The organism is Desulfatiglans anilini DSM 4660 (assembly GCF_000422285.1).
Lineage (GTDB): Bacteria > Desulfobacterota > DSM-4660 > Desulfatiglandales > Desulfatiglandaceae > Desulfatiglans > Desulfatiglans anilini.
Window position 1 is genome coordinate 58,427 of sequence record NZ_AULM01000013.1, and the last position, 26,841, is coordinate 85,267.

Here is a 26,841-nt window from a genome sequence, read left to right on the forward strand (position 1 = left end):
CCGGAAATTTCGTCACATCTTCTTTTCCTTGGTGAGCCGGCGGCGCTCCTCGTCGCGGATCTCACGCCTCAGAAGCTTGCCGACCTTGGATTTCGGCAGCATGTCGCGGAACTCGATATAACTCGGCACCTTGTAGGAGGCCAGCCGCTCCCGGCAGAAGTTCAGGAGGTCGGCGCCGCTCACTCCGCGGGCGTCTTCCTTCAGCACGACGATCGCCTTGATCCGCTCGCCCACCTTTGGATCCGGCACGCCCACGACGCAGGCCCCGATCACGGTCGGATGGTTCTGCAGCACGGCCTCCACCTCGGAGGCCGAGACCCGGAAGGCCTTGTGCTTGATGATGTCGGCGGAGCGCTCCACGTACAGCAACTGGCCGTCTTCGTCCTGCTTGACGAAGTCCCCCATGCGGTAGAAGATCTTGTCGCCGATCTTGACATAGGAACTCTGGGTCTCATCGGGCTTCTTCCAGTATTCCTTGATCGTGTAGGGCGAAGTCACCAGGAGTTCCCCCGTCTCGCCCGTCGGAACGGGTTCGAGGGTTTCGGGGTCCGCCACCAGGCATTCGCGGCTTTCGAGCGGCAGGCCGATGGTGGTCGGCTTCGGGTTGCCGTCGATGCGGCTGTAGGTCACGTGCCCCGCCTCGGTCGACCCGTAGACCTGGTAGACGGGCACGCCGAAACGTTCCCTCCAGCGGTTGAAAACCTCCCGCGGCAGGACGTCGCCGCCGCAGTAGCAGTAGACCAGCGAACTGATGTCATAGCGTTCGAGGCGGTCGTTTTCGAGGATCATCCGGTAGAGGGCCGGCACCCCCAGCATCCACCGGATCCGGTGCCGCTCGATCGTCTCGAGGATCGCGTCCACCTGCGGCATGGGCATGAGCGCCGTGCAATTCCCCTTGTTGAGTCCAAGCGCCATGAAGAGCCCGAGCGCCATGATGTGGAAGAGCGGGTTGACGGCGATGTAGCCGTCCTCGCCTTCCTTGAGGTGGTCCGCCGCCACGTCCTCGGTGACATCGTTCACATAGGAGGTCATGCCGATGTGGTTGCCCGGGACCCCCTTCGGAAAACCGGTCGTGCCGCCCGTGTACAGAATGTAGGAGAGGTCCTTCCACGGGTCGATCGCGGGGGACTTTGCGAGCGGTGCATGCTTGAGGAGGGACCGGAAGGAATGAATCTTGGTGCTCTTTTCCCACTTTCCGTGCGGGATCTTGTCGAACAGGACCCCAAGGGCCCTTTTCCAGGGCGGCAGGAGATCGACCAGATTCGTGACGATCACCCGCTTGAGGCCGGTCTTCTCGAGGACCTCCTGCACATAGCAGAAGTTCGTGTCGAGGCAGATCACCGTTTCCACCTCGGCATCCTTGATCATATACTCGATCTCGAACGAGGTGTAGATCGGCGAGACCGGCACCAGGACCGCCCCGAGCTTCTGGATCCCGAGGTAGGCGATGACCCACTGCACGCAGTTGCTGATGTAGATCATCACCCGGTCGCCCTTGCGGACCCCCATCTCCTCCAGTGCCCCGGCAAACCGCTCACTGAGATTCCGCAGACGGGAAAAGGAGAAGACCTCCCCGAGATAGAGCACCGCCGGCCGGTCGCCGTAGCGCTCGCACATGCGGTCGAACCGCGTGAAGGTCACCTCCCGCGCCAGCTCCTCCGGACTGATTTTCATAATCCCGCAAACTCCCGAAAAAAGGCTGAGAAAAGGTTTTCCGTCATCCTAGGCCTACGACTCGACCCCGAAGTAGGCGGAGCGCACATCCGGGTTGTCGAGCAGCGCCTGGCGCTCCCCTTCGAGCACCGCCGCCCCGTTCTCGAGGATGAAGGCGTAGTCTACGATGGGGATCACCGGCCGCGCATACTGCTCCGTGACGATGATCGATAGCTGGCGCTCGTCGCGGATGACCCGTGTCGCCTTGACGAGGATCGCCTGCATCAGGGGGCTCAGGCCCATCAGCGGCTCGTCGAGGAGCAGGAGCTTCGGCTGCGCCATGAGCGCCCGCCCGATCGCCAGCATCTGCTGCTCCCCGCCGCTCAGAAACCCGCCGATGCGTTTGCGCAGCTTGACCAGGGGCGGGAAGAGTTTGAAGCAGTACTCTTCGGTCTCCCGCGCCTCGGCGGGCTTCGCCAGGTAGGCGCCGATGCGGAGGTTCTCGAGGACCGTGCTCTCGCTGAAGATGCGGCGCCGCTCGGGGCAGAGGATGAGACCCTTGCGGGCCCTCAGGCTCGGCTTGAGGCCGGAGATGTCCTCGCCCAGGTAGGTGACACTGCCGAGCACCGTGATCCGCTCGCCGCCGGCCATCGCCTCCTTTTTCCGGATGTCCTCCATGATGCCGGAGAGGGTGTACATGAGCGTGGACTTCCCGGCGCTGTTGGCGCCGAAGACCCCCACGATCCGCTTCTCCGCGCACGCGATGCTGACGTTGTTCAGGGCGAGCATGTTCTCGTAAAACACCATCAAGCCGGACGCCTCAAGCATAGGTCATCACCTCCGAAATCTCCTCGGACCCGAAGTAGGCCTCCTTCACCCGCGGATCCGCCATGACCTCCTCGGACGTCCCTTCGGTCAATTTCTCGCCGAAATTCATGACGACCACCCGGTTGGCCACCCGGAACAGCTCGCGCAGGCGGTGCTCGATCATCACGAGGGTGATCCCCTCCATCTGCAGCCGTTCGATCAATGGCACCATGCTGGCGATCTCGCTCATGCTGAGCCCCGAAAACACCTCGTCGCAGAGGATCACATCGGGCTTGAGCGCCAGGCAGCGCGCCAGCTCCAGGCGCTTCAGGTAGCCCGTCGGGAGGCTCGAGGCCATCTTGTAAGGGACGTAGGAATCGCGCTCGAAGCCGATCTCCTCCAGGATGTCGATGCTGACCGTGTTGCGGTCGCCGAGCTTTCCGCCGCCCCGCCAGCCGCCGGTCCGCTTCGAACGCGGCGAGAAGAGGGGGATCACCAGGTTCTTGTAGGCGGGCAGACTGTAATAGGGCCGCATGATCTGGAAGGTGCGCGCCACCCCCATGTCGGCGATCTTGTGCGGGGGCTTGCCGCTGATCTCCTTCCCGCGGAAGAAGATCCTGCCCGAGCTCGGTTTGACGAAGCCCGTAATGCAGTTGACGATCGTGGTCTTGCCCGAGCCGTTCGGGCCGATGATCCCGAGGACGTCCCCCTGGTAAACATTGAAACTCAGACGGTTCAGGGCCAGGATCCCGCCGAAGGTCTTGGTCACCTCCCGGATCTCGAGGATCGGTTCTGCGCTCATACCTTCACCCACCTTTCGAACTGCTGGTATTTCCGGGTCCCGTAGACCATGAGCCCCTCACTGCGAAACACCACGAAGGCCATGAGGATGAGGGCATAAAAGACGATGCGCAAGGTCCCGAACGCCCTCAGAAGCTCGGAGACGGGCACCAGGATGAAACACCCGAGGACCGGCCCCACCAGCGTTCCGCCGCCGCCGATCACCGTCGCAGCAATGGGCAGAATGGAAAAATCGAGCGCGAAGAGGGAGATCCCGGACCACATGTAGATGTGTACGAGGCACGCCCCGCCAAGGCACCCGAGGCCCGAGGCGATGAACACCCCCAGGGCCTTGTAGTAGGTCACATTCATGCCCGAGGCCCGCACCGCCTGATCGTTGTCCTTCACCGCGCGGAAGACCAGCCCGATGTCGAGGTTGACCAGACGCCGAACCCCGAAAAGAAAGAGGAGCACCAGCGCGATGACCAGATACTCCTCGACCCGCTGGCTCGGGAAGCTCTCGATGCCCATGATGCCGTCGGTTCCGCCTAGGATGTCGAGGGCCTCGATGACCCTCGCCAGCAGCAAAGGGTACATCAATGTCACGATCGCGAAATACACCCCGCGCAGCGGCAGACACGGCAGGAGCAGCACCGTGCAGATGACCGCCCCGCACACCGTGGCGATCGGGACGGTCAGAAGGGGATGCAACCCGAAGGAGGTGTTGAGGATAGCGGCTATATAGCCGCCGACCCCGATGAAAAAGGCGCCTCCGAGCGACACCAGCCCGACGTAATGGGCCAGGAAGTCGAAACTCAGCGCCAGAAGCGCATAGATGCAGACGATGGAGACCACCCGCTGCCAGTAGAGGCTCGGCAGGATGAGCGGCAGCATGATGATGCCCAGGATCAGGACCAGCCGGGGCAGGGTCAGATAGGACAACTCGCGCCAGGACATGAGGGCGTAGAGCCCGTCGGTGCGGACCTTGATCCCCCGGTCCAGCCGTTCTTTGCGACGCTGTTCGGTCATGAGTGCTTAAACCCTTTCCTCCAGTTCCTTCTGACGTCCGAAAAGACCCGAAGGGCGCAGGATCAGCGTGATGATGATCGCCAGGAGAGCGACCACCATCTGGAAATGGGCCCCCAGGTAAACCACCGTGAAGATCTGGGCGAAGCCGATCAGGAAGGAGGCCACGACCGCCCCCATCCAGCTCCCCAAGCCGCCGACGATGCAGACCGCGATGGCCAGGATCAGGACATCGTACCCCTTCTCGACCACGATGTTGCCGAGCGGCAGCAGCATGATAGCGGCGAGCCCGGCCAGCATGGCCCCGAAGCTCATCGCCACGACCGCCATCCGGTCCGAATCGATCCCGAGCATGAGAGAGGCCCGTTCATCCTGGGCCATCCCCCGCAGGGCCAGCCCCACCTTCGTGTAGTGCGTGAAAAGCCACAGAAAACCCACCACCGCCCCCCCGACCGCCACCACCAGGATCCTTTGCCAGTCGATCGGGATTCCCGCGATCGTCACACTGCCCTCGACGAAGACCGGCAGCGTGTAGGTCATGCCCTTGAACCCCCACCAGCGAAACCCTTCGATGATGGCGAGCCCCATCGCGTAGGACGCGATGATCTCGGATATCGCCATACCCCTGACGCGCACCAGGATCAACTGATAGATCAGGGCCCCGACGATGCCCGTGATGAGCATCGCCAGAAGGATGCTGAGGAAGTAGTTCAGGTGGAGCGTTCGGAGGAAACCCCAGGTGAGGAAGCCCGTTACGACGTACAAGGCGCCGTGGGCGAAATTGGGGACCCGGCTGATCCCGTACACCAGGGCGAAGCCGAGTGCCATCAGGGCCAGAGAAATGCTGTTGAAAATACCGTATATGAAGATATCCATGACGCCGCCCGAATGCCCTCCATTGGTTCGGGCCGGGCCGGCCGGCGCGTGTTCCGGCGGGCGGCCCGGCATGAAAAGCCGTCGACGGAACCGCTACTGCTTCATCTTCATCCACGGCGGCAGGATGATCTTGCCCATGGCGATCGACTCGGGGAAGACCACCACGCGCTTGCCGTCCTGCCACTGAAAGATGCTCCCGACCGCGCCTTCCTGCGGGTCGTAAGAAGGGATCACCTGATGGCTCTTCGGGTCGAAGCGCACGCGGCCGTAAACACCCATCAGATCGGTCTGCTCGAGCGCCGTGATCACGGCGCCGCTCTCGAGCGTTCCCGCCCGTTCGATCGCATCCTTCAGGGTGTAGATCGCCATGTAGCTGCTGGAGGACCCGAGCCCTTCGGGTTCGATCCCCCACTTCTCGGTGTAGGCGTCATAGAATTTCATGGTCCAGGGGGTGGCGTTGCTCGGGGCGTTTCCGGCGTTGACCACATTCGCGAGGCAGTAGGCCCCCTTCCCTTCGGTGGCCTTCCAGAACCCGGGCTGCTCGGCCGCCGCCAGGGTCGACCCGAACGGCAGGGCCGGGAGCTGCATGTCATACCACTGCTTGAGGAGAATGGAGCTCTCGGGCATGTCCATCCACAGGCTCAGGACCTGCGCGCCGGCCTTCTGGGCCTTGATAAGCCCCATGGAGAAGTCCCCCGTGCCGGTCGGGAAGATCTCCGTGCCGGAGACCGTCCACCCCTTCTTCAGGGCGATGTCGCCGAGGATCTTGCCCGCCGCCCGCGCATGGGCCACGTCCTGCACCATGATGAAGAGATTGTTCAGGCCGAAGGTGCCCTTGATGTGCTCGAGACAGTCCATGATCTCGGTCACGAGCTGCTTGGCCTCCCCATGGATCCTGAAGCAGTACTTGTACTTGTCGTAGTCCTGCGCCACCATGGCGTGGTACTTGGGACTGAGGACGCCGCTGGTGACGATCGAGACCTTCTGATGCTTGGAAAGGAGCGGCATGGCCGCCAGCGCCGCTTCCGAGCGGACAGGACCGCCGACGATGAAGTCGGCCTTCTTCTCGAGGATCAGCTTCTCGACGGCGAGCAGGGCCTCGCTCACCGGCACGCCGGGCTCGAGATCCCGTGTGTCGATCAACTCCACCTTCAACATTCGTTTTTCGCCGCCGACATCGACTCCGCCCTGGGCGTTGATCTCATCGACCGCCAAGCGCACGCCGCGCTCCGCATCCCAGCCATAGAGGAAGGCGGTCGGCAACGGACAACCGATGATGATGGGTTCTGCAGCCACCGCACGTCCACTTGGGGCCAGCATCAAAAAAGCCGCTACCAGGACGATCCAAACACCCCAACCACTCTTCTTCATACCGTGCCTCCATCGTTTGAAGTTACCAGGTGAACAAAAGACCACGCTACAAAACAGGAGCTGACCTTGCACCGGTTCTCGACGGGACCAGCATATAACGTTGAACGAATTGTTCGGTTTCAGAAGGTTGAAGAATGTCAATCTTTCGGATCAAGTATGGAATCAATCGAAGTAGTTGACCGAGCGTACTGTTCTTGAATGAAGGGGCGCCGCGCTCTCACAAGAGAGCGACCCTGTTTCACACCCACGTTGGCCTCAATCTGCCGGTGCTGCTGCGCGCTGACTCGCACACAATACGCACCCGCTCAGATTGGATCTCTGTCCAACTCCGCAGGAAAACGCGTCTTCCCCGGTGGAAACACTCGCATATGCACCAATCGCCCTTGGACGGGCGCAGGTTAGAATAGTCAGATTGAAAGGAGACGATCTAGATGATTGTGCCAGAAGCACAGGGCACACTATAAAGAGTGTTTTACATATCTGTCAATGAGTTTCCTTACGGAAATGGACTTATGGGCCAATCTCGGCGGCAATCTGCACGGCTGCTTGTGCGGCGACCTGCAGGTCGCCCCAACGCAACAGCTTGATTTTCTTGATATTAGTAAAGAACCCTCATCTCCGCATGGAAAACTCGACCATGCTTGCCAGCAATTTCCGCTGGGTATCCACTAAAAAACAAATGCCGCCGTCATCGGCCCACGCACCACGCCCGAAAAAACAGGCGATGAATACGCTTTTATCCCCAGATTCGAGGCCTTGTTGAAGCAAAGTAAATTTCCGACATAAGAGAAGACTCCAAGAACCGAAACAGCAGAGCGCATCGAAGTCCTTCAACCGCACAGCGCATCCCCCGCATCGAGAAACGGACAGGCAGGATATCTTCCCCAGCCGGCACGTTCACCGGAAACGGTGGGGCACCTTGTCCTCGCACTCAGTGACGATATCCACTTCGATGCAGCCGCTTTCGCTCTTAGGCGGCACTCCTCCGAAAGAAACATCTTCGGCCGCCCCCCTGCAGTAAAACCCCGTGCCGCCGATGCGCTGGACACCCCAGACACGCAGATCCACCCGCCCGTCGTCCTGCACCGGCAGATCGATACGGTATGCCCCGTCCGCGCCTGTTTTCGTCTCTCCGAGCCCTTCCTCCGTGCCGTGCCGCCAGGCCGAAACCGTGACCTCAGGATAGGGAACCAGACCGGCATCTATGGGAGAGCGATAAAAGACCTTTCCCTGCACGCAGACCACGCCCGTCTGCAACCCCGATTCCGACTGCGCGAAGGCGCACAGGGGAACAGCCGCCACCAGCAGAATCGCCCCGACCAAGGATGAAAGCGAATGTCGCATGGTACAATACACTCCTGTCTTTAGTGTTTCCGTCCGGAAATGGACCTTCTCGTCCACCTCGGCGTTCATCTGCACGTTTACTCGATATGGATGAAACCGGGACAGGCTTCGAAGGGGTGGGGTCGCGCGGCGAAGCCGATCAAGAAACATCCCCGTTTCCGGATGGGAAACAGCCCGGCCACCCTAAGGCAACCCCAGGCGGATGCAGTCCATAAGCCCGTCGAGCTGCGCGCCGCTCGGGCCCAGAAAGACCGCGAACGAGTAAGAGACTCCGCTCTGCCCCTCCAGATACCCCGCAAGGTTCTTGACGCCGCTCAGGGTCCCGGTCTTGAATAGCATGCCGGGCTTCTTCCGCAGCAACTCCCGATAGGGGCTAAAGGCCTCGAGGATGCGGATCATCTGAAGCGGGCTCAGCCTATTTTCCCTTGAAAGCCCCGAGCCTTCGGCAATCCGGATGCCGTCCAGATCAAGCACGTTCAAGGCGATATCCTCCATGACGCGCACCCCTTTCGACACCGTGCCGGGCGCCCCGTACCGCCGCGCCCCCATGGCGATGAAGACCTGGTTGGCCACGAAATTGTTGGAGAATTCGAGCATGCGCTCGAGAACCGTCTCGAGGGTGAAAGCCGATTCGAAGCGCAGAACCCGTTCGGCATCGGCCGGAACAGCCCCCCTGCGAACCTCCCCCTGCATACGGCACCCCTCCTTCTCGAGAAAGTGCCGGAGCAGATGTCCGGCGTAAAACGTCGCCTCGGCCCTCTCATGGGTGAAGGTCACACGCCCCTCACGAACACCGAGCGCGCGGACCTTCTCGCAGGCAAAGGGGATGAGGGGCGTTTCCGGCTCGGCTGAAACCAGCCGGCCCCGGCGGTCCCGCGTGACGCAGACCGTGTTGAAGTTGGCGCACAAGGCCCCGACGGGCGCATCATACGGGTTCGTGGACGCGCCGCGTCCGCAGATGCGGATGTCCTGATCGAAGTAGGTATCGTCCAGCACGAGATCGTTGAAGCTGGATACCCTGCCGGACAACCGGTGGGCGAGGTCCGCGAGGGACTCGGAGGTCAGAAGCGGATCCCCCCAGCCCTTGACGATCAGGTTTCTGGACGGGTCGAGAAAGATGTCGGTCGGGAATCGGTAATCCAGCCCCATTTCGTGGATGGCCGCGAAGGCCGTCAGGATCTTCAAGGTCGAGGCCGGCACACAGCCGAGGGATTCGTTCCGCGCCAGGACCGCCCGGCCGGACGGTGCGCTCACGAGCACCGCCTCCCGGCCCTGGAGCGCACCCAGGCACCCCGACCCGGCGGCGCCAGCCGCTGCAACCGGCGAGACCCCCCAGAGCAGAACCGACCCCATCATGATGCAGATGCGCTGAGCCGCCGCCCGCACCCGCCTTTGAGGATCCTTCCCCATTCCCATTCGCACCACCCTCCCGGCGCGTATTTTGTGGTTATTATTCCATTTGGTCAAGCAATGAAACAGCCGCGGGCCTTGAAAAAATGTCCAAAAGCCATAATTTTAAATAATATCAAAATAATCTTGCTTGTCGACCCCGGCGTCAATCTGCACATCTGCTTGTGCGACGACCTGCAGCTCGCCTCAGGGGCAGACGTGCAGATTGGCGCCGGGAGGGTTATAAAAGATCATTTCCGGATGGAAACTCATTTGGAAACCGGCTCATGCCGGATCATCCTTTCCGGATGGCCGCTGGTTCACGAGCCATCCGGGGCAACAACGGGACAGGAGGGATATTCGATATGCTGGAAACCGTCATCGTCTGGGTGCTGGTGGGTCTTGCGGCCCTGTATGTGGTGCGGCACATCTACCGGCGTTTTTCGCGGAAAGATCCCTGTGCCTCGTGCGGATGCAGCGGGCAGGGATGCCCCCTCAGCAATCCCGGCCCGAATCGGGACACCGAAGGGGGTTGACTTTTGTCCCCCTCCCTGATAGGCCATTCCTGCATCTGCACAGGCGTCCGGTCAAAGCCCGGCCCGCCGCAGCCTGTGCTTCATGCATCGCCTCTGAGAGAGGCCATTTCACACGCATCGCCCGTCAGGAGGAACCTGTCTTGATCGACCGATTCGAGGATATCGACCAGGTAGTACAAGAACTCGGCAAAGCCCAATACATCGCAGACCGCGCCCTCGCCACCGTCCTGTATCTCGCGCACCGCCTCGAAAAGCCCATCTTCCTCGAGGGGGAGCCGGGGGTGGGGAAAACGGAGGTCGCCGTCGTCATGGCGCGCCTCTTTCAGACCGATCTGATCCGCCTCCAATGCTATGAAGGCCTGGACGCCGCCACCTCCCTCTACGAGTGGGACTATCCCAAACAGCTCATGCACATCCGGCTTCAGCAGGAAGGCAGCAGCAACCCCGAGGAGATCGAGCAGGCGATCTACAGCCTTAAATTCCTGATCAAACGCCCCCTGCTGGAGGCCATCCTCCGCTCGGACGAAAACCCGCCCGTCCTCCTCATCGACGAAATCGACCGGTCGGATGAAGAGTTCGAGGCCTTTCTGCTGGAAATCCTCTCGGACTTCCAGATTACGATCCCGGAGATGGGGACTATCAAGGCCCGTAAGCGCCCGATGGTCATCGTCACATCCAACCGGACCCGCGACGTCCACGATGCGCTCAAGAGGCGCTGCCTCTACCACTGGATCGACTACCCCTCCTTCGAGAAGGAATACGCCATCATCATGGCCAAGGTGCCGGACATCGAATCCCGTTTCGCGGAGCAGATCACCCGCTTCATGCAGCGGATCCGGCAGGTCGATCTCCTGAAGAAACCGGGGATCTCCGAGACGCTCGACTGGGCCCAGGCCCTCCTCGCCCTCCACAAGGACTATCTCGACGAAGCGGTCGTCCTCGAGACCCTGGGCTGCATCCTCAAGTACCAGGAAGACCTCAAGCGCTTTCGGGAAGAGATCTGGACGAGCCATGAGCAGGCGGCCGCGTTCCTCTGATCCCGGATGCGGGATCCCCCCCGGCCTGGCCGGCAGGGTCGTCCACTTCGCGGATTTTCTGCGGGGGGAGGGGTTTCGCATGTTTCAGAGCAGCGTTCACGATGCGCTGCGGAGCATCGGCTGCCTGAGCCTGGACAGGGACGTTTTCGCGGCCGCCCTGCGGACCAATCTCTGCACCAATCAACTCGAGTGGAGCCAGTTCGGAGAACTCTTCGACCGGTTCTGGCAGGACATCGAGGCCGACGAGGCACCCCCGCCGGAGCCGGCGCCGGCGCACGGCGCACGGGACGAGGGCGTAGACGGCTCGTCGCCCCCGGATCAACCCGAGCAGGACCTGCCGGCCGAAAAGGTCGTGAAATCGAGGAAGCCGGAGCCTTCTCAGGAGTGGATGGAAGGGCGGACCTACAGTCCGATCTCCAAGATCGGCAAGAAGGACCTGTCGCGTTTCGAGCAGACGGAGATCCCGGTGGCGAGGCTGGCCCTCAAACGGCTGATGGAGCCCTTCCGGATCGAGCGGACCCGCAGGCCCAAAGCCGCCCCGAAGCACGGCAGGCTGGACTTCAGGCGGATCATGCGCCGAAGCCTCAAATACGAAGGGATGCCGGTCGAGCTCTTCTTCCGCCGCAAGAAGCAGCGCCTCAAGCGGCTCGTCATCCTGGCCGACGTGAGCGGGTCGATGGACAAATACGCCCGTTTCATCATGCCCTTTCTGCTCGGTCTGCGCGGGATCGGCTCCAAGGCCGAGGTGTTCGTCTTTTCCACGGTGCTGCAGTCGATCACCTTCGTTGTCAAGCACCTGAGCATCGAAAAGGCGATCCAGCGCATGTCGGAAGAGATGCCCGAATGGTCCGGGGGGACCCGCATCGGCTACAGCTTGCACCAATTCAACACCACGCAGGGCATGCGGATGCTGAACCGGCGCACGGTCATCCTCATTCTGAGCGACGGGTGGGATCTCGGCGGCAAGACCCTCCTCGAAAAGGAGATGAAGATCCTTCACCGGAAGGCTTACACCGTCATCTGGCTCAATCCGCTGGCCGGAGACCCCGGCTACCAGCCCGTCTGCCGGGGGATGCAGGCGGCGCTGCCCTACATCCACCACTTCATGCCGGCCACGAGCCTACAGGACCTGAACCAGGTCGGGCACCTCCTCTCACGCGTCATGGTCCACTGACGACCCGGCCCCGCCGGCGCAACGGCTCCTATCCACCGGGCCGGCCGCCGCGCCGAGGCTCGTCATTGATCCCCGTTTTCCACCGTACGGACGCCTTCGGGCGGCGTGAAGCGGAAAAAACCCTCCGGGAAAGATGTCTTCGGTTCGGGTTCATCGAGGGTGAAGGTGGTCACACTCCCGAGCATGTTGTGGATAGCCACCTTGCGGATCCTGTAATCGGGCGAAACGCTGATCAAGACATGATCGATCTCCTCCCAGGGCGGGTCCGGCCGCAGAACGATCTGCTCGTATCCGCCCTCCGTCCCGCCGTAGGAAACGGCAAACCGCTCCTCCACCGTCAGAAGCCCCTGGAAGATATCGTTCAACAGCCGCAGCTCCTGGCCGAACCGATCGGCCGAGTGCCGGTGCACCACCCGCTCATCCGGGACGTACCACCAGATCGTCCCGCCGTCCGTCACGAGGAGTTCCACCCTTGGGCTCGCCTGTTCCATCCGCAGAAAATGGGGCGCTTTGAAAAAGATCCTTCCCGAGGCGGTGTCGCCGCCGCCCTTGGTGCCCAGCATGCTCATCGACCGCGTGACGACCTCTCTGGTGTAGGGCATCGTCAACCCGGAAAGAGACCCGTAGCGTTCGCGGATACCGTCGAAAAGGGCCCCCAGCTCCGGTTCGTCCTCAGCCAGCACCGAAACCCCCGGCATGGCCACCATCAACATCAGACATACAGCCAACCATCGTTTCACCATCTCCGTCATACTCCTTCTCACCTTGTCCCCCTTCGGGAACCGTCCTTTCAGCCGTCATCGGCCTCGATCTTCATTATACGTCGAAGAAGGACCTCCAGATCCCCTCCTTACAGCCGTTCACTCTTCTGCCCCGGCCGTGCCGAGGCTGCGCCACGGTCTAACGGTCGCCGTAAACCTCACGCGGACGAACGCCGTCCGACGGACCGACGATCCCCTGCTTCTCCATGGCCTCGATCATCCGGGCAGCACGATTATAACCGACCCGGAGCCTCCGTTGCACCATGGAAATCGAGGCCTGGCCGGTCTGCAGGACCAGGGCGACCGCTTCATCGTATTTTTCGTCGAGTTCGGCATCCTCTTCGGCAGCCTCCTCATCCTGGGCCACCTCCGCCAGGACGGATTCATCATACTGAGGCTTGCGCTGCCCCCGCAGGAAATCCGTGACCCGCTGAACCTCCTCCTCCGAAACGTAGGCGCCGTGGATGCGGGTCAAACGCCCCACCCCGGGCGGCAGGAACAGCATGTCGCCGTCCCCGAGGAGGGTCTCGGCCCCCATGCGGTCCAGGATCGTCCGGGAGTCCACCTTGGAGGAGACCTGGAACGAGATCCGGGCCGGGAAGTTGGCCTTGATGACGCCGGTCAGGACATCCACGGACGGCCTCTGCGTAGCGATGATCAGGTGGATCCCGGCCGCCCGCGACATCTGGGCCAGCCGGGCGATGGCGTCCTCGACCTCCTTCGACGAGACCATCATCAGGTCGGCGAGTTCGTCGATGACCAGGATGATGTAGGGCAGCACCTGCGACGCGCCCTCGCCGGCCCCCTCGCCCTCAGTCGGGGGGGCCTTTTCCTTCAGCACTTTGGCGTTGTAAGTCTGAATATTCCGGACCCCTCGGTCCGAAAGCAGCATGTACCGCCGCTCCATCTCCCGCACCGCCCACCGCAAAGCCTTCGTAGCCTCCTTCGGCTGGGTCACGACGGGGTGGAGGAGGTGCGGGATGTCCTGGTAGACGGACAGCTCGATCCGCTTCGGGTCGATCATCAGAAACCGGACAGTCTCCGGCATCATCTTGAAGAGCAGGCTGTTGACGATGGTGTTGATCGACACGCTCTTTCCCGTGCCGGTCGCCCCGGCGACCAGCAGGTGCGGCATCTTGGCGAGATCGGCGATCACCGGCGCTCCGGTGATGTCCTTGCCGAGCGCGATCGGGAGTTTGTAGGGGGTCTCCTTGAAGGTCTCGCTCCACAGGATCTCCTTCAGGCACACCAGTTCGCGCTGATGATTGGGAATCTCGATCCCGATGGCGGCCTTGCCGGGGATCGGGGCCACGATCCGGATGCTCGCGGCCCGCAGCGCGAGCGCCAGGTCGTCCGAAAGGCCGGCCACCTTGCTGATCTTGACGCCGGGCGCCGGTTTGTACTCATAGAGCGTAATCACGGGCCCGGGCAGGATCTCCACGACCTCGCCCTCCACCCCGAAATCCACCAGCTTTTTTTCCAGCATCCGGGCGTTCATTTCGAGGCTTTCTTTCTGGATCCGGGCATCCTGCCTCTCCGGCGGATCGTTCAGCAGATCGAGGCGGGGGAGCGCGAAGCCGCCGTCCGCCTGCACGAACGCGAAGACCTCCTGCTCGGGGGCCTTTTTCGGGGGCTTCGGCGGATCCACGATCGTGACCTTCCGCCGGGCCTTGAGCTGCTCGTGCGCGGTTTTCGTCCTGCGGATGCGGGTCCTGCGTTCACGGCGTTTGAGGATCCCCTCCGAGACCCTTCGGACTGCCCGCATGACGACGGCCCAGAGGGTGGCGCACAGCCAGCCCAGCGACAAACGGGTCGAGATCATGAACGCGACGACAAACACCGTCAGGCTCAGGATGTAGGCGCCGGTCGGATTGAAAAACCGGATGCTCAGGCGCGCCCCCATCATGCCGGCCAAGCCCCCGCTCATGACCGTCGCACCGCGGACCAGGACGCCGCCGGGGAAGTGCAGGTGCATCAGCACGGCGGTCGCGGCGATCAGCACCGAGACAGCCGCTGAGGTCTTCCATGCAGGGGGCATCGGACGGCGCTTGAAGGCCAGGATGGAAAACACCCCCAGCAGCAGCACCAGCCACAGGGCCGCAAAACCTGCCAAGGTCAGACAAAAACCGGCCAGGTGCGCCCCTGCCGTGCCGAAGAGATTGCCGGCCTTCCACGAAAAACCCGTTACATTCCAGAAAAGAGGATCCGGCGGGTGGTAGCTCAACAGACTCCCGCCCAAAAAAACCGTCAGGCAGGAAAGCAGGAGACCTTTGATCTCGCTCTTGATGGAATAGGTTCGCCCGGCCGGTCTCGCCTCTGTCGCATCTTTCGCTCTCACGTTCCGCTTCCCCTCTTGCTCCGTATCGGTTTTCAGAACCCCCGACCGCCGCTCCTGTTTTTCCCCCCCCAACACCGGCTGCGGGGAAACCGTCTTGCCGGAGCGCCCGCAGGCCCTGTTCAAAGGCGGGGGCGGCAGTTTGCATGGATGCTGCCGGTCTATCGGCCCGTGGTTCGAGTGATGGATTCCGCAGCATCCGCACGCCTGGCAGGGTCAATGGCCTGAACGATACGCGCCCTGATTTCCAAACCGCCGGAACCAGGTCCGGCGAGCCGTCATACGGAGATGATCAGCGGCAGCACCAGAGGATTGCGCTCGATGGATTTGTAGAAAAAGCGCCTGAGCCGCCTCTCGATCTCCTCTTCGACATCACTCCAGTTGACGGGCGGAGCGGATGCGGCCAGTTCCTCGGTGACTTCGCGCACCAGTTCCCTGGCCTCCTGAAGGATGTAGCCGCCCTGATCCTGCAGGACGAAGCCGCGCGAAAGGATATCCGGTCCGTAGACCGGCTCGCCGGTCTGCGCGTCGATCGCGAGCAGAACGATCACCATGCCGTGGCCGCTCAGCCGCCTCCGGTCTCTCAACACCATCTCGGCCACGTCTCCGACGCCCTTGCCGTCCACCATGATGCGGCCGGTCTCCACCTGCCCCTGAACACCCACCCGTCCGCCCTTGCAGGCCAGGACGGCGCCGTCTTCGACGACCAGGGTCTGTTCGGGGGACATCCCCATCTCCACAGCCAGGCGGGCGTGTTTGATCAGGTGGCGGTATTCCCCGTGGACCGGCACGAGATAGCGCGGCCTCACGAGGCTCAACATCGTCTTCAGTTCCTCCTGCCGGGCATGGCCGGAGGTGTGGATCTCGGAGACCTTCTCGTAGATGACATCGGCCCCCAGCCGGTAGAGGCGGTTGATGATGTTCGTGATGGCCCGCTCGTTTCCGGGGATGAACCGCGAGGAGAGCACCACCGTGTCGCCCGGTTTGATCTGGATCGTGCGGTGGGCGCCCTGCGCCATCCGCGCCAGGGCCGACATGGGCTCCCCCTGCGTGCCGGTCGTGAGCACCGTAATTTTGTCGTCAGCAAACTGGGCGATCTGACGTTCGCTGATCTCGAGGTCATCCGGCATGTCGATGAAACCGAGCCTTCTTGCGATCATGACATTGGTCGTCATGCTCTTGCCGTTGAATACGATGCGGCGGCCGTATTTCAGGGCAAGCAGGATCACCTGCTGGATGCGGGTGATGTTCGATGCGAAGGCCGCAACGATGATCCTTCCCTTCGCCTGACGGAATATCTCCTCGATCGTCCGGGTCACCTCCCGCTCGCTTAGCGTAGAGCCCTCCTTCTCGGCATTGGTGGAATCCGAAAAGAATGCGAGCACCCCGCTTTCACCATGGTGCGCAAAACGCACCAGGTCGGTGAACTGGCTGTCGACGGGGGTCGGATCGATCCTGAAATCGCCCGAGTGAATGAGCAATCCCTCCGGGGTTTGAATGGCAAGCCCCACACCATCGACAATGCTGTGGCTGACAGAGATATATTCGACCTTGAAGGGGGGCACCTCGGTCAGATCTCCGGCCCGGACCTCCCTGAGATCCACCTTTCCCGGAAGGTGATGTTCCTTCAGCTTTTCCTCCAGGAGGGCGAGGGTGAAACGCGTTCCGTAGACGGGGACCTCGAAGTCGCGGAGGAAGAAGGGCATGGCGCCGATGTGGTCCTCATGGCCATGCGTCAGGATCACCGCCTTGACCCGCTCCCGCTTGTCCTCGAGGTACGCGAAGCTGGGGATCACCAGATCGACCCCCGGCATATGCTCATCCGGGAACATCAAGCCGCAGTCCACCACCAGAATGGTCTCATCGGCCTCGAAGAGCATCATGTTCAAGCCGATCTCGCCCAACCCCCCCAAAGGGATCACCTTCACCATAACAGACCTCCAAACCGCGGGAAAACCATGCAGGGCATCCCACGCAGTTTCCATCCCGAAATCGTCTCTTTCACCCGTCCCGGCGCCAATCTAAGCGCCTGCTTGCGCGGCGGCCTGCAGGTCGCCTCCGCGCGCACACTCGATTTCCTGGATATTGGAAAAACCATGACCCGCCCCGGAGGGGTGGAACGGCGCACGCGAAGCGTGTGAAGAAAAAAGCCCAGTCCGCCGGGAAATGCTTTTATTCATAAAATAAACAGGACCTTACCCTTTTGCATCCCCTGAGTCAAGCAAAGAACCGGCTGCGCTCCTCAGTGGAACGGGTAAAAGATAAGGTTTTGGGGCATTTCGCTAAAATCATCCCTCCGCGCCCCCGGTCCAGCATCCGTGGATCGACATCCAGGGGGGATTGATCGAGAGGGCATCCCGTGGTATAAGAGGTCCCTGACCGGATGGCTCCCCGGCGGCAGACCGTGATCCTGATCGCGGGCATGGCGAAAGGCAGTTGACCGTTTGCACCGGAAAGAAACTCGAGCCGCCGGTTCACGAACATGGAAAGCCCCCCTGTCTTGCATTGCCTCTCGAACCGGAGCAGCGCAGACATCAACCTCAACCCGCAGTCCTAGACGCAAGGAGATGAGTGGTATGGCGGGAGTCAACAAAGTCATTCTGGTCGGTCGACTGGGAAGGGATCCTGAGATCCGCTACACGACGGGCGGTGATGCCGTGGCCACCTTGAGCCTGGCCACCTCAGACGAGTGGAAAGACAAGAACACCGGGGAAAGGCAGGAAAGGACCGAGTGGCATCGTGTCATCTTGTGGCGCCGGCTCGCTGAAATCAGCGGGGAATATCTCAAAAAGGGCAGCCAGATCTACATCGAAGGCAAACTGCAGACGCGATCCTGGGAAGACCGCGACGGCAACAAACGCTACACCACTGAGATCGTTGCCCAGAACATGCAGATGCTCGACTCTCCCGCCGGCGGAGGCCGCCCGAGCGCCCCGGACAAACCGCCGTTCCCGGATGAGGCGCCCGGTTCCATGCCCGAAGACGACATCCCGTTCTAGACCACAACCAAGCAACGCCCATCCCCGGACGCGCGTCCCGGCATGGGCGTTGCTTCAACCCCGGGCAAACCCCTCGTGAGCATCAGGATTCGCCGTTGTCTTCCTTCTTCGCAGCGGCGGCGGGTGCGGGGGATGCCGCCGCCCTCCATGGGCCTCAGGATTTGCCCTTGTCTTCCTTCTCCTGATCCGCGGGGGCATCGATCTCTTCCTGTGCTTCGTGCGTCGCCTTCTTGAAATTCTTGATCCCCTTGCCGATACCGCTGCCGATCTCGGGGAGCTTTCCCGCCCCGAAGATGATCAGGATGATGATCAGGATGATGATCAGTTCGGGCATGCCGATGCCAAACATACAGCGACCTCCAACCTCAAGAATCAGGTGTCCAATTCCTGGATCAAGCGCCTGAATTCATAAGATTTTCTAAAATTGACCATGGCTTCACGATAGTCGAGCCAGGCCGACCAGAGCTGAACCCATTCTTTGTTGTGCCAAAACATCCGGCGGCCTTTCTTGCCCGACACCTGCTTCATGAAGTCCTCGAATTCCTCGCGGCAGCTGTCGCAAAGGCTGATTTCGCCTGAGGACGTTTCCGGAGGACAAAACGCATCGGTGGTGTCGAAATGATGCCCGCACATGCCGCACTTGAAAGAGCAGAGAGAACAATGGATCGTCCTCTGGATCGTTTCCAGCTTCCGGCGGTTGGCTTCGATCTGCTCTTCGCGCTGTTTTTCCTTCAGGCGTCCAGCGATATCCAGGATCTTGTTCATGCGTCCCCCCTCAGCCGCAAAGGCAAAGATGACATCGGAAAGGCGGCTTTTTCAGTCCTGGTACAATGCTAGTCCGGGAGGCGGATCCACGCGGATCCTGTCCCTACTTGCAGATAAGATATGCTATCACTCGCCCTTGCGCGAGTCAAGCAAGGTTCGGAAGGACGCCGGCCGCACCCATCACCTCCAGGGCGGTCTGCCCCAGGCGGCCGAGGTCGTGTGCCACCGTTACACCGGCCTGTTCGAGCGCGTCGATCTTGTCCTGCGCCTTTCCCCGCCCGCCGGAGATGATGGCGCCGGCATGCCCCATCCGCCTCCCCGGCGGCGCCGTCCGGCCGGCGATGAAGGCGATCACCGGTTTGGGGAAGCATGCCGCCACATAGCGGGCGGCCTCCTCCTCGGCCGTCCCGCCGATCTCCCCGATCAGAACGACCCCCTTCGTCTCCGGGTCATCCTTCAGCCGTTCCAGGTGGTCGATGAAGCAGGTCCCGACGATGGGGTCCCCGCCGATCCCGATGCAGGTCGACTGCCCCAACCCCGCCCGCGTGAGTTGCTCGACGACCTCGTATGTCAGGGTCCCGCTTCGGGAGAGGACCGCTATCGGCCCGCGCCTGTGGATATCCCCCGGCATGATCCCCACCTTGGTCTTGCCCGGTGAAATGATGCCGGGGCAGTTCGGCCCGATCAGGACGCAGTCCCTACCGCGCAGAAAATGCGCGACGCGCACCATGTCGAGCACCGGAATCCCCTCGGTGATGCAAACGATCACCCGCACCTCCGCCGCCGCAGCCTCCATCACCGCATCAGCCGCAAAGGGAGGCGGAACGAAGATGCAGGAGACATCGACACCCTCCTCCGCCACCGCTTTGGCGACGGAGTGGAAAACCGGCACGCCGCGCACCGCTTTGCCGCCCCCCTTGCCCGGGGTCACGCCCGCGGCCACCACCGTGCCGTAATCGATCATCCGCTCCGTATGAAAGGTGCCTTCTTTGCCTGTGATCCCCTGGACCACTACCCGACTGGTTTCATCCACCCATATGCTCATAATCGACCCGCTCAGGAAAGGTTTCTGGATACGAGTTCAGCCGCCTCCGCCAGATTGTGGGCCACCAGGAACTTCAGGTCCGACGCCCTCAGGATGGCCCGCCCCTCTTCCACATTCGTGCCCTCGAGGCGCACGATCAGAGGGACCCCGATGCTGGTCTTGCGGGCCGCGGCGACGACGCCCCTGGCGAGGACATCGCAGCGCAGGATCCCTCCGAAGATATTGATCAGGATCGCCTTGACCCGGTCATCCGACAGGATGATCTCGAACCCCCGGGTAATCATCTCCTCCGTGGCCCCGCCTCCCACATCCAGGAAATTGGCCGGCTCGGCTCCGGCCATTTTGATCACGTCCATGGTCGCCATCGCCAGCCCGGCGCCGTTGACCATCGCCCCCACGTTGCCGTCGAGGCGGATGTAATTGAGGTGGTGCTTCTCGGCGATCAACTCGAGCGGATCCTTTTCCCGCGGATCGTCCAACTCGAGCATGGTTTTCTGTCTGAAAAGGGCGTTGTCGTCGATCGTCAACTTGGCGTCGAGCGCCACAACCTTCCCGTCGCGGGTGATCACCAGCGGATTGATCTCGACCAGAGAGCAGTCATGGGCCAAAAAGATCTCGTAGACCTTCTGCATCACCTGCATCAAGCCCTTCAATGCCGCGGGCTCGGGCAGCGGATCCAGGGCGTAGGCCAGGTTGCGGCCCTGGAACGGCATCCACCCCGTCGCGGGATCGACGGCCTCTTCGAAGATGTGCTCCGGGGCCTCCGACGCCACCACCTCGATGTCCATCCCCCCTGAAGGACTGAAGATCATGGTCGGGCTGGCAGTCGCCCGATCGATCACCATCCCGAGGTAAAGCTCCCGGTCGATGTCCACCCCGCCTTCGACCAGAACCTGGTTCACGCGCACCCCCTGGGGGCCCGTCTGCCTGGTGACGAGCGGCGCCCCAAGGATCTTTTCCGCGGCCGCCCCCGCCTCCTCCGGACTCCGGACCACCTTGACGCCCCCCCCCTGCCCCCGCCCGCCGGCATGCACCTGGGCCTTGACCACCCAGGGGGGGCCCTTCACGCGCCGCACCGCTTCGGCGGCCTCTTCCGGGGAATTCGCCACCACTCCGTCGGGCACCGGAATGCCGGCCCCTCTGAAGATCTCCTTGGCCTGATACTCATGTATCTTCATGTCAGCGGATACTCCTTCAAAAAAGTCCAGGTCTACAACGGACAAACGTCATTCGCCGCTTGCGGAGGGCGGCCGGCAGGGTTAGAATGCCGCCTCGGACCGTATCCGGCCTTCGGTCCTCCCGCAATCCACCATCGAGCACAGGGGAATCATGTTCATCGAAACCGCACCACCCCCCGAAAAACAACTGACCATCCAGGACACCTTCCGCTTCGACTGCCATCAGGGTTTATCCTGCTTCAACACGTGCTGCCGGAACAAGCACCTCCCGCTGACGCCTTACGATGTCCTCAGGCTTCGCAGAAATTTGAACCTGCACTCCGACGTGTTCCTCGATCGGTACACCCTGTACCGCACAGACCCCCAATCCGGGTTTCCCGTCGTTCTGCTCAGGATGAGCGATGGGGCCGATGGACGCTGCCCCTTCCTCGGGGTCGAGGGATGCAAGGTCTATGCCGATCGGCCGACCGCCTGCCGCCTCTACCCGCTGTGCCGCGTATCGGGGTATGCCTCCGGCAGCGGCCGGCTCGAAGCCTTCTTTTATATGCTTGATCCGCCCCAGTGCCTCGGCAGGCAGGAAAACAGGGTATGGACGGTTGGCACCTGGCACACGGGGCAAGGCCTCGACCCTTACTCCGCCATGAACGACAGGATGCTGGAGCTCATATTCCACCCACGCCGCGCTTCGGGGAAAGGACTCGATGAACGTCAGCTTCAGAAGGTTCTGGTGGCATGCTACAATCTGGACATCTTTCGTGAATTCGTGTTTTCGACGGGCTTTCTGGATCGGTTCGAGGTCCCGGTGAACGTCAGGGAGTGCATCGCCGGGGACGACACCGCCCTGCTCGACCTGGGCCTCGCTTTTCTGCGCAAGGCGCTTTTCCCCCCGGATTGACGGCTTTGCGGAAGGCCTGCAGCCTCGATACAGGCCCATTCGGAGGCGGGTATCAGCTTGCGCCGAATCCCCAGCTGGAGATGCAGCTTTTCCCCATCGGTTCGCGCGCGGACCGTCCGGCTTCTTCGTTCGCGACCCCCCCTCTCAGGTGAAAACCGTTACAACCAGCTCTTGCAGAGATAGTGGAAAACATCCGAGAGATAGATCATGCCTATCATCCGGTTGCCTTCCACCACGGGCAGCCGCCGGGCCCTTCTCTTGACCATGCGGTCCATGACGACCATCACGTGATCGTCCGCTTCGGCCGTGGCGACGGGGGTGCTCATCACCTCTTCCACCTTCAGGCCCTCGAACCGCTCGAGGTAGGGGCCAAGTTCCCCCTCCCAGGCGGAAAAGCTCTCGAGTTCGTAGTTCATGAAGGGCGGACGCAAATGATAGATGACATCGAACATGGAGAGCATCCCCGTCACGTGCCCGATCGAATCGACCACCGGGATGCCGAAGGCCTTGTATCCCGTCGCCCGGACCTGAGCCTCGTGAAGCTTCTTGACCGCCTCTTTCAGAGGCGCATCCGCCGCTACCGTGTCAAACTCCCTCACCATGATGTCTCTTGCCTTCGCGTCCATATGCGCGCTCCATTCTTTTCGGATTCAGGACCTTTTCGAGGCTCGCGGAGCGAGGCGGCAGAACCGCGGCCGAGGAAAGGCCCGCCATGATCATGAAAGACAGCTGCACCGCCGCGCGACTCAGGGTTTGGCGGCCGAAACCGGTATCCCGCAGAGAAACTTCAGCACGTCGCTCCCGGTGTTGCGGTAGCAGTGGCGCAGTCCGCCCGGAACAAAGACGATGCTGCCCGCGCCGATCTCATGCCAATCCTGGCCGAGCCGCACCTGGCCTCTCCCCGCGACCACGTAATTCTCGTGCTCGAACGGATGGCTGTGGTCGGGTGTCCGGCAGCCCGGAGCCACCTCGATCATCCGGAGGGCATAAGTCGGCGCCCCGTCGGCCTCCCCGATCACCCAGCGGATGGACACACCGGGGGCCTCGGCTCCGAAATCCCTGGCCGGTACATCCTCGTAATGACAAACCTTCGGTTTCACGTTTTCCATCGGCACAACACGCCCCCGTTCACCGCCGCACGAGTCGGAAATCCTTTCCCAATCGACACTAAATGAATTCCAGCCCCTTGTCAAACACCCCTGTAGCGGGACTCCTGATCACGCAGCATCGCCTTCAATTTCTTCCGCAGCAGCGAATAACCGGCGACCACTCCGACCAGGCCCAGCACAAACAGGGAGTCGTTGTCCAGAATCAGACCACAGGCCGCCATCGCGACACCCCCCAAACAAAGCATGGCGATCAGGATTTTTTCAGTCTTGGGATTCAATGCCATCGCTCCTGCTGCTCACTCCCTTCTGTCGTTTGAAATCCGCCTTGCGCAACCCGCTCCTTCTCCAGGCGTCCCGGGGGCCGCCCCGACCCCCGGCTCAGGAAACGCCTTCTGCCGAAGACCCGGGAAGTCCCGCACATCGATCCGCCGGGGCCTGCAGGTCTTCGGGCGGTTTGAAGACGCTGCGCCGGTAATAAGCGAGTTCCCGAATCGATTCCTCTATATCCGACAAGGCGAGGTGGCGTTTCTCTTTGCGGAAGGGCGGGAGTTCCGGATACCAGCGCCGCACCAGTTCCTTGATCGAACTCACGTCGATGTTCCGGTAGTGGAAAAATTCGGCCAGGCGCGGCATATGGCGGATCAGGAAGCGCCGGTCCTGCCAGACGGAATTCCCGCAAAGGGGCGCCACGCCGGCCGCGCAGTGCCCTGTTAGAAAAGCCAGCGTCTCCGCCTCGGCTGCCTCGCAGGTCCACTCGGATCGGCGCACCTTTTCGAGCAGACCGGCGACGCCGTGCTGTTCGGCGCTCCAGATGTCGATCCGCGAGAGAACGTCTTCCGTTTGGTGGATCACCCGGTGCGGCCCAGCCTCCAAGGTGCGCAGATGACCATCCGTCACGACGGAGGCGATCTCCAGGATCACATGCCGTTCAGGGTCGAGCCCCGTCATCTCGAGATCGAGCCATACCAGCGGCGGCGTCATGCGCAATCCCCCCGGTTGATCTGCGGTCGACCGGCCTGCCGGCGATCAGCAGCAGGCGGGAGAAGAATGAGGATTTTTTCTTCTGGAATCGGAGACTGCCAAAAAAACCCTTTCGGAGTGGAAACACTATACCACACAGGACAAACCGGCCACCAGGGAAATCCCGGTGACCGATTCCGGGATGGTTTGCGCACGGGAGAAAATGTCTTATTGTATATACACAGATACTCATTCTTCAGGGAGGAAGCCACGCATGGAGCATTCCGTCAAAACAGTAGAACATCTTACCAAGGTAACCGCCGGGCTCCGAAAACTCCGCGGCGCCGCCCTTTCCGATGATGAAGCACAGGGCAGCTTGACGTTTGTCTTCGGCATCGCGCCCCAGGGCTTGACACCCTTCGAGTTCGAACTGGCAGGGAAGAAACTCGGTGAAACCTTCAGGGTCGAGCCCGGTGACGAGCAGTGGCCGGACTTCTTCGGCCATCTCTGGACGCTGCTGCCCGCCCATGCGACCATCGAGGAGGGGGGGTGTTTCGAAGTCGAGGTGTTGGACATTCAGGAAAGCGACCAGCGCGAGATCATCCGCGCAATGGCCGATACGGCCCGCTGCGAAGACCATTGCTGCGGGCACTGAGGCCTCGTCTCTGAAAGGCGGCGGGTCCCACCATCTATCTTTTGGTGCACGGACCCGCGCCCGGATGAAACTCCTATCGCGAGTCGGCATTTACCGGCATCTCGAGTGCCGGGCCCCGTACCGCTCGAGGCGGGGTCGAATCCGCCCTCACAGCCCGAAATCGCGGGGTGCTTCACAGAGTCGACTGCGCACATCGGGCAACTTTCCGGCCGGTGCCGCGGGCTTTTCAACCTTTCTCGAGGGCGCTTCCCGGCCGTTCAGTTGTAGATCGCGCCCATGAATACATAGTCGCCGTCGTCTTCGAGCGGCTCGTCCAGGTAGCGGATCTTGCCGCGGTATTCCTCCTTGACCTCCATCTCCCCGAATTCATCCACCCTCATCAGGGCGCTGGAGCAGCCGGCGCACGCGGGTCCGTGCTGATCATTCCCCTCATAGAAAAAAGGCGCCCAGTCGCAGTCCAGGGCCTCCTCTACCGAATCCACCGCCACACCACAGATCACGCACCGGATGGTACCGATCTCTTCCTCTTCCTCAAACCAGGCCATTGCCTCTTCTGTCATGAACCAAATCCCTCAAACCGTCTCATCATGGCCCAGCAGGCGCATGCGCTCCTGCGCGGCCGCGTTGCGCTCTTCCTCCCATCGCTCCCATTCAGCCTTGAGAGAGGCGAGCGTCGTTTCGATTTCCTTCACCATGTGCGACCGGTCGCCGCCCTTCTCCTGGATGGAATCGAGGCTGCCTTTGAGCACCCGCACACGCTCCTTGATCGCCCTCATTTCCGCGAGCGCGGCTCTTTCCCTCTCCGTGGGAACCTCTATCTGTCCTGGACAGACCTGACATCCACAGCTTTCTTTCTCTTCACCGCCCGCCATCATGCAGCTCCAGCACAAGATGTTTTTTCAATTGCCGAACCAGCGGCTCCTGACGGGGCAGCGCCCCCGGAGTCGACCGTCGGCCTGTCTCTTTAGCGCTTGACATCCCCGACAGGCCTTTTTTAGTATGCTTCCGGAATGACGATTACCCGGAACGATCCGGGTTTCCATCCGAAAACGGCTTCCTTCGGCGGCTGCGTCTGTTCAGCGCCACCCCGTCGGGATGGTTCCCGGTCTCTTCACCGGCTCCGTCTCGCGCAGTGTCGGCCCTTCGCGGCGGGTCCCGGGTTCTTCACAGGCTAGCCGTGCTCAGTCCCAGCGCGAAGCGTTGGGAGCCGGTATTTACCGTCTGCCACCGGGGCTCCAGGCCGGAAATGTTGGATTTCCTTGACACGCTGCGAGTGCTCAGCCCCACGCCTGCCAAGCGGGTTCCCGGTTTGGCCGATCCCGGCATCGATTTGGATATCCGCCTGTGAGGCGGCGCTTCGGGCACCCCGGAAACAAGGGCTCGATCTCCTCGACGCCGGCCGGAAATTCGTATTTTCGAATGGAGATTTTCATAGAACCCGATCAAGTCCGCCGATAAGATATATTTTTAACTTTTTGAGGCCCCCATGCAAATAGAAAATGACCTGCACGGTTTTTTCTGGTTCAACCCGACGGCCAACAACGCCAACACCTATTTCATCGACGGGAGCCGGAGGATTTTGATCGACCCGGGGCATGACCACCTGTTCGGGCATGTCGAGACGGAACTCGAACGGCTCGGGATCACCGCGGCAGACATCGATGTCATCCTGATCACCCACGGGCACCCCGACCACATCGAGGCCGTCCGGCGTTTTGCGGGCGGCCCGGCCCTGATCGCCATGCACACGGTCGAACTCGACTTCATCCGGCGCATGGCGCCGCGCTATGGCCAGGCCCTGGGGGTTGCGGATTTCGCGCCCCAGATCCTCCTGACGGAAGGCGGGCTCGAGATCGGCGATCTGTCCTTAGAGGTGATCCATGCGCCCGGGCACTCTCCAGGCTCCATCGCCCTTTACTGGCCGCAGAAGAAGGCGCTTTTCACCGGCGATGTCGTCTTTCAGGGAGGGATCGGCAGGACCGACCTCCCGGCAGGCGACGGCGCCCAGCTCAAGCAGAGCATCCAGCGGCTCGCCCAACTCGATGTGGAACTGCTCCTGCCGGGCCACGGCGACATGATCAGAGGCGGCGAGGCCGTGGCGGACAATTTCCGGGAGATCGAAACGTTCTGGTTCGGTTACCTGTAG

Annotated in this window: 29 protein-coding genes; 7 read left to right on the forward strand and 22 right to left on the reverse strand. The window is 61.8% G+C overall.

What is annotated here, in order from left to right; genetic code table 11:
• Window positions 1–12: 12 nt before the first annotated feature.
• From H567_RS0111145 to H567_RS24450, 8 genes are all read right to left on the reverse strand, one after another.
• On the reverse strand, window positions 13–1,674 hold the full coding sequence (locus H567_RS0111145; RefSeq protein ID WP_028321463.1) for a class I adenylate-forming enzyme family protein: 1,662 nt from the start codon (window positions 1,672–1,674) through the stop codon (window positions 13–15).
• A 54-nt stretch (window positions 1,675–1,728) separates the two neighbouring features.
• Window positions 1,729–2,481, reverse strand: a complete 753-nt coding sequence (locus H567_RS0111150; RefSeq protein WP_028321464.1) for an ABC transporter ATP-binding protein — start codon at window positions 2,479–2,481, stop codon at window positions 1,729–1,731.
• Window positions 2,474–3,262 carry an ABC transporter ATP-binding protein gene (locus H567_RS0111155; protein WP_028321465.1) on the reverse strand — a complete coding sequence of 263 codons (789 nt, stop codon included), beginning with the start codon at window positions 3,260–3,262 and terminating at the stop codon, window positions 2,474–2,476. Before H567_RS0111155 ends, H567_RS0111150 begins: the two co-directional genes overlap by 8 nt.
• Complete coding sequence (locus tag H567_RS0111160; RefSeq protein WP_028321466.1) at window positions 3,259–4,269, reverse strand: branched-chain amino acid ABC transporter permease; 1,011 nt, start codon at window positions 4,267–4,269, stop codon at window positions 3,259–3,261. Before H567_RS0111160 ends, H567_RS0111155 begins: the two co-directional genes overlap by 4 nt.
• A gap of 6 nt (window positions 4,270–4,275) precedes the next feature.
• Window positions 4,276–5,142 carry a branched-chain amino acid ABC transporter permease gene (locus H567_RS0111165; protein WP_028321467.1) on the reverse strand — a complete coding sequence of 289 codons (867 nt, stop codon included), beginning with the start codon at window positions 5,140–5,142 and terminating at the stop codon, window positions 4,276–4,278.
• Window positions 5,143–5,235: 93 nt separating this feature from the next.
• The gene (locus H567_RS0111170) at window positions 5,236–6,513 is read right to left on the reverse strand and encodes an ABC transporter substrate-binding protein (protein WP_028321468.1); all 1,278 of its coding nucleotides are present in this window, start codon (window positions 6,511–6,513) and stop codon (window positions 5,236–5,238) included.
• An 897-nt stretch (window positions 6,514–7,410) separates the two neighbouring features.
• The gene (locus H567_RS0111180) at window positions 7,411–7,857 is read right to left on the reverse strand and encodes a hypothetical protein (protein WP_028321469.1); all 447 of its coding nucleotides are present in this window, start codon (window positions 7,855–7,857) and stop codon (window positions 7,411–7,413) included.
• A gap of 183 nt (window positions 7,858–8,040) precedes the next feature.
• A complete protein-coding gene (locus H567_RS24450) occupies window positions 8,041–9,273 on the reverse strand; it encodes a D-alanyl-D-alanine carboxypeptidase/D-alanyl-D-alanine-endopeptidase (protein WP_051184741.1) in 1,233 nt (410 codons plus the stop codon).
• Window positions 9,274–9,533: 260 nt separating this feature from the next.
• On the opposite strand from H567_RS24450, the gene H567_RS0111190 reads away from it, so the two are divergent.
• The 3 genes from H567_RS0111190 (at window position 9,534) to H567_RS27185 (ending at window position 11,993) form a co-directional block, all read left to right on the forward strand.
• Window positions 9,534–9,782 (forward strand): FeoB-associated Cys-rich membrane protein, encoded by a 249-nt coding sequence (locus H567_RS0111190; protein ID WP_028321470.1) that lies wholly within the window; start codon window positions 9,534–9,536, stop codon window positions 9,780–9,782.
• Between the two features lie 140 nt (window positions 9,783–9,922).
• Window positions 9,923–10,819: an AAA family ATPase gene (locus tag H567_RS24455; protein ID WP_035254125.1), complete on the forward strand. Its 897-nt coding sequence runs from the start codon at window positions 9,923–9,925 to the stop codon at window positions 10,817–10,819.
• Window positions 10,794–11,993, forward strand: a complete 1,200-nt coding sequence (locus tag H567_RS27185; protein ID WP_051184742.1) for a VWA domain-containing protein — start codon at window positions 10,794–10,796, stop codon at window positions 11,991–11,993. The genes H567_RS24455 and H567_RS27185 overlap by 26 nt, the downstream gene beginning before the upstream one ends.
• A gap of 62 nt (window positions 11,994–12,055) precedes the next feature.
• Here H567_RS27185 and H567_RS0111205 read toward each other — a convergent pair whose 3' ends face one another.
• The 4 genes from H567_RS0111205 to H567_RS29315 form a co-directional block, all read right to left on the reverse strand.
• Window positions 12,056–12,736: a LolA family protein gene (locus tag H567_RS0111205; protein WP_161626607.1), complete on the reverse strand. Its 681-nt coding sequence runs from the start codon at window positions 12,734–12,736 to the stop codon at window positions 12,056–12,058.
• Between the two features lie 157 nt (window positions 12,737–12,893).
• A complete protein-coding gene (locus tag H567_RS0111210) occupies window positions 12,894–15,092 on the reverse strand; it encodes a DNA translocase FtsK (protein WP_244155464.1) in 2,199 nt (732 codons plus the stop codon).
• 275 nt (window positions 15,093–15,367) lie between these two features.
• The gene (locus H567_RS0111215; protein WP_028321473.1) at window positions 15,368–17,020 is read right to left on the reverse strand and encodes a ribonuclease J; all 1,653 of its coding nucleotides are present in this window, start codon (window positions 17,018–17,020) and stop codon (window positions 15,368–15,370) included.
• 286 nt (window positions 17,021–17,306) lie between these two features.
• On the reverse strand, window positions 17,307–17,624 hold the full coding sequence (locus H567_RS29315) for a hypothetical protein (RefSeq protein WP_028321475.1): 318 nt from the start codon (window positions 17,622–17,624) through the stop codon (window positions 17,307–17,309).
• A 41-nt stretch (window positions 17,625–17,665) separates the two neighbouring features.
• Here H567_RS29315 and H567_RS0111230 point away from each other — a divergent pair, with 41 nt between their 5' ends.
• Entirely contained in the window at window positions 17,666–18,088 is a 423-nt protein-coding gene (locus tag H567_RS0111230) for a single-stranded DNA-binding protein (protein ID WP_028321476.1), read from the forward strand.
• A gap of 154 nt (window positions 18,089–18,242) precedes the next feature.
• Here the strand turns inward: H567_RS0111230 and H567_RS0111235 are convergent, their stop codons facing one another.
• The 4 genes from H567_RS0111235 to sucC form a co-directional block, all read right to left on the reverse strand.
• On the reverse strand, window positions 18,243–18,437 hold the full coding sequence (locus H567_RS0111235; RefSeq protein ID WP_028321477.1) for a twin-arginine translocase TatA/TatE family subunit: 195 nt from the start codon (window positions 18,435–18,437) through the stop codon (window positions 18,243–18,245).
• A gap of 23 nt (window positions 18,438–18,460) precedes the next feature.
• Window positions 18,461–18,853 carry a hypothetical protein gene (locus H567_RS0111240; protein WP_028321478.1) on the reverse strand — a complete coding sequence of 131 codons (393 nt, stop codon included), beginning with the start codon at window positions 18,851–18,853 and terminating at the stop codon, window positions 18,461–18,463.
• Window positions 18,854–18,998: 145 nt separating this feature from the next.
• Window positions 18,999–19,898 carry a succinate--CoA ligase subunit alpha gene (gene sucD, locus H567_RS0111245; protein WP_028321479.1) on the reverse strand — a complete coding sequence of 300 codons (900 nt, stop codon included), beginning with the start codon at window positions 19,896–19,898 and terminating at the stop codon, window positions 18,999–19,001.
• A gap of 11 nt (window positions 19,899–19,909) precedes the next feature.
• Window positions 19,910–21,076 (reverse strand): ADP-forming succinate--CoA ligase subunit beta, encoded by a 1,167-nt coding sequence (sucC, locus tag H567_RS0111250; RefSeq protein WP_028321480.1) that lies wholly within the window; start codon window positions 21,074–21,076, stop codon window positions 19,910–19,912.
• Between the two features lie 151 nt (window positions 21,077–21,227).
• Between sucC and H567_RS24465 the strand changes: the two genes are divergently transcribed.
• Window positions 21,228–21,971 carry a YkgJ family cysteine cluster protein gene (locus H567_RS24465; RefSeq protein WP_035254129.1) on the forward strand — a complete coding sequence of 248 codons (744 nt, stop codon included), beginning with the start codon at window positions 21,228–21,230 and terminating at the stop codon, window positions 21,969–21,971.
• A 158-nt stretch (window positions 21,972–22,129) separates the two neighbouring features.
• On the opposite strand, the gene H567_RS0111260 is transcribed toward H567_RS24465, so the two are convergent.
• The 4 genes from H567_RS0111260 to orn form a co-directional block, all read right to left on the reverse strand.
• Complete coding sequence (locus H567_RS0111260; protein ID WP_028321481.1) at window positions 22,130–22,597, reverse strand: CBS domain-containing protein; 468 nt, start codon at window positions 22,595–22,597, stop codon at window positions 22,130–22,132.
• Window positions 22,598–22,717: 120 nt separating this feature from the next.
• Window positions 22,718–23,080: a cupin domain-containing protein gene (locus tag H567_RS0111265; RefSeq protein ID WP_028321482.1), complete on the reverse strand. Its 363-nt coding sequence runs from the start codon at window positions 23,078–23,080 to the stop codon at window positions 22,718–22,720.
• Between the two features lie 80 nt (window positions 23,081–23,160).
• Entirely contained in the window at window positions 23,161–23,364 is a 204-nt protein-coding gene (locus H567_RS0111270) for a hypothetical protein (protein ID WP_028321483.1), read from the reverse strand.
• A 94-nt stretch (window positions 23,365–23,458) separates the two neighbouring features.
• Window positions 23,459–24,061, reverse strand: coding sequence for an oligoribonuclease (gene orn / locus H567_RS24470; protein WP_051184743.1), 603 nt, complete (start codon window positions 24,059–24,061; stop codon window positions 23,459–23,461).
• 253 nt (window positions 24,062–24,314) lie between these two features.
• Here orn and H567_RS0111280 point away from each other — a divergent pair, with 253 nt between their 5' ends.
• A complete protein-coding gene (locus H567_RS0111280) occupies window positions 24,315–24,695 on the forward strand; it encodes a hypothetical protein (RefSeq protein ID WP_028321484.1) in 381 nt (126 codons plus the stop codon).
• Window positions 24,696–24,952: 257 nt separating this feature from the next.
• On the opposite strand, the gene H567_RS0111285 is transcribed toward H567_RS0111280, so the two are convergent.
• Window positions 24,953–25,255: a hypothetical protein gene (locus tag H567_RS0111285; RefSeq protein WP_028321485.1), complete on the reverse strand. Its 303-nt coding sequence runs from the start codon at window positions 25,253–25,255 to the stop codon at window positions 24,953–24,955.
• Window positions 25,256–25,267: 12 nt separating this feature from the next.
• Window positions 25,268–25,471, reverse strand: coding sequence for a hypothetical protein (locus tag H567_RS0111290; protein ID WP_153306150.1), 204 nt, complete (start codon window positions 25,469–25,471; stop codon window positions 25,268–25,270).
• A gap of 710 nt (window positions 25,472–26,181) precedes the next feature.
• Between H567_RS0111290 and H567_RS0111300 the strand changes: the two genes are divergently transcribed.
• Window positions 26,182–26,841, forward strand: a complete 660-nt coding sequence (locus H567_RS0111300; protein ID WP_028321487.1) for an MBL fold metallo-hydrolase — start codon at window positions 26,182–26,184, stop codon at window positions 26,839–26,841.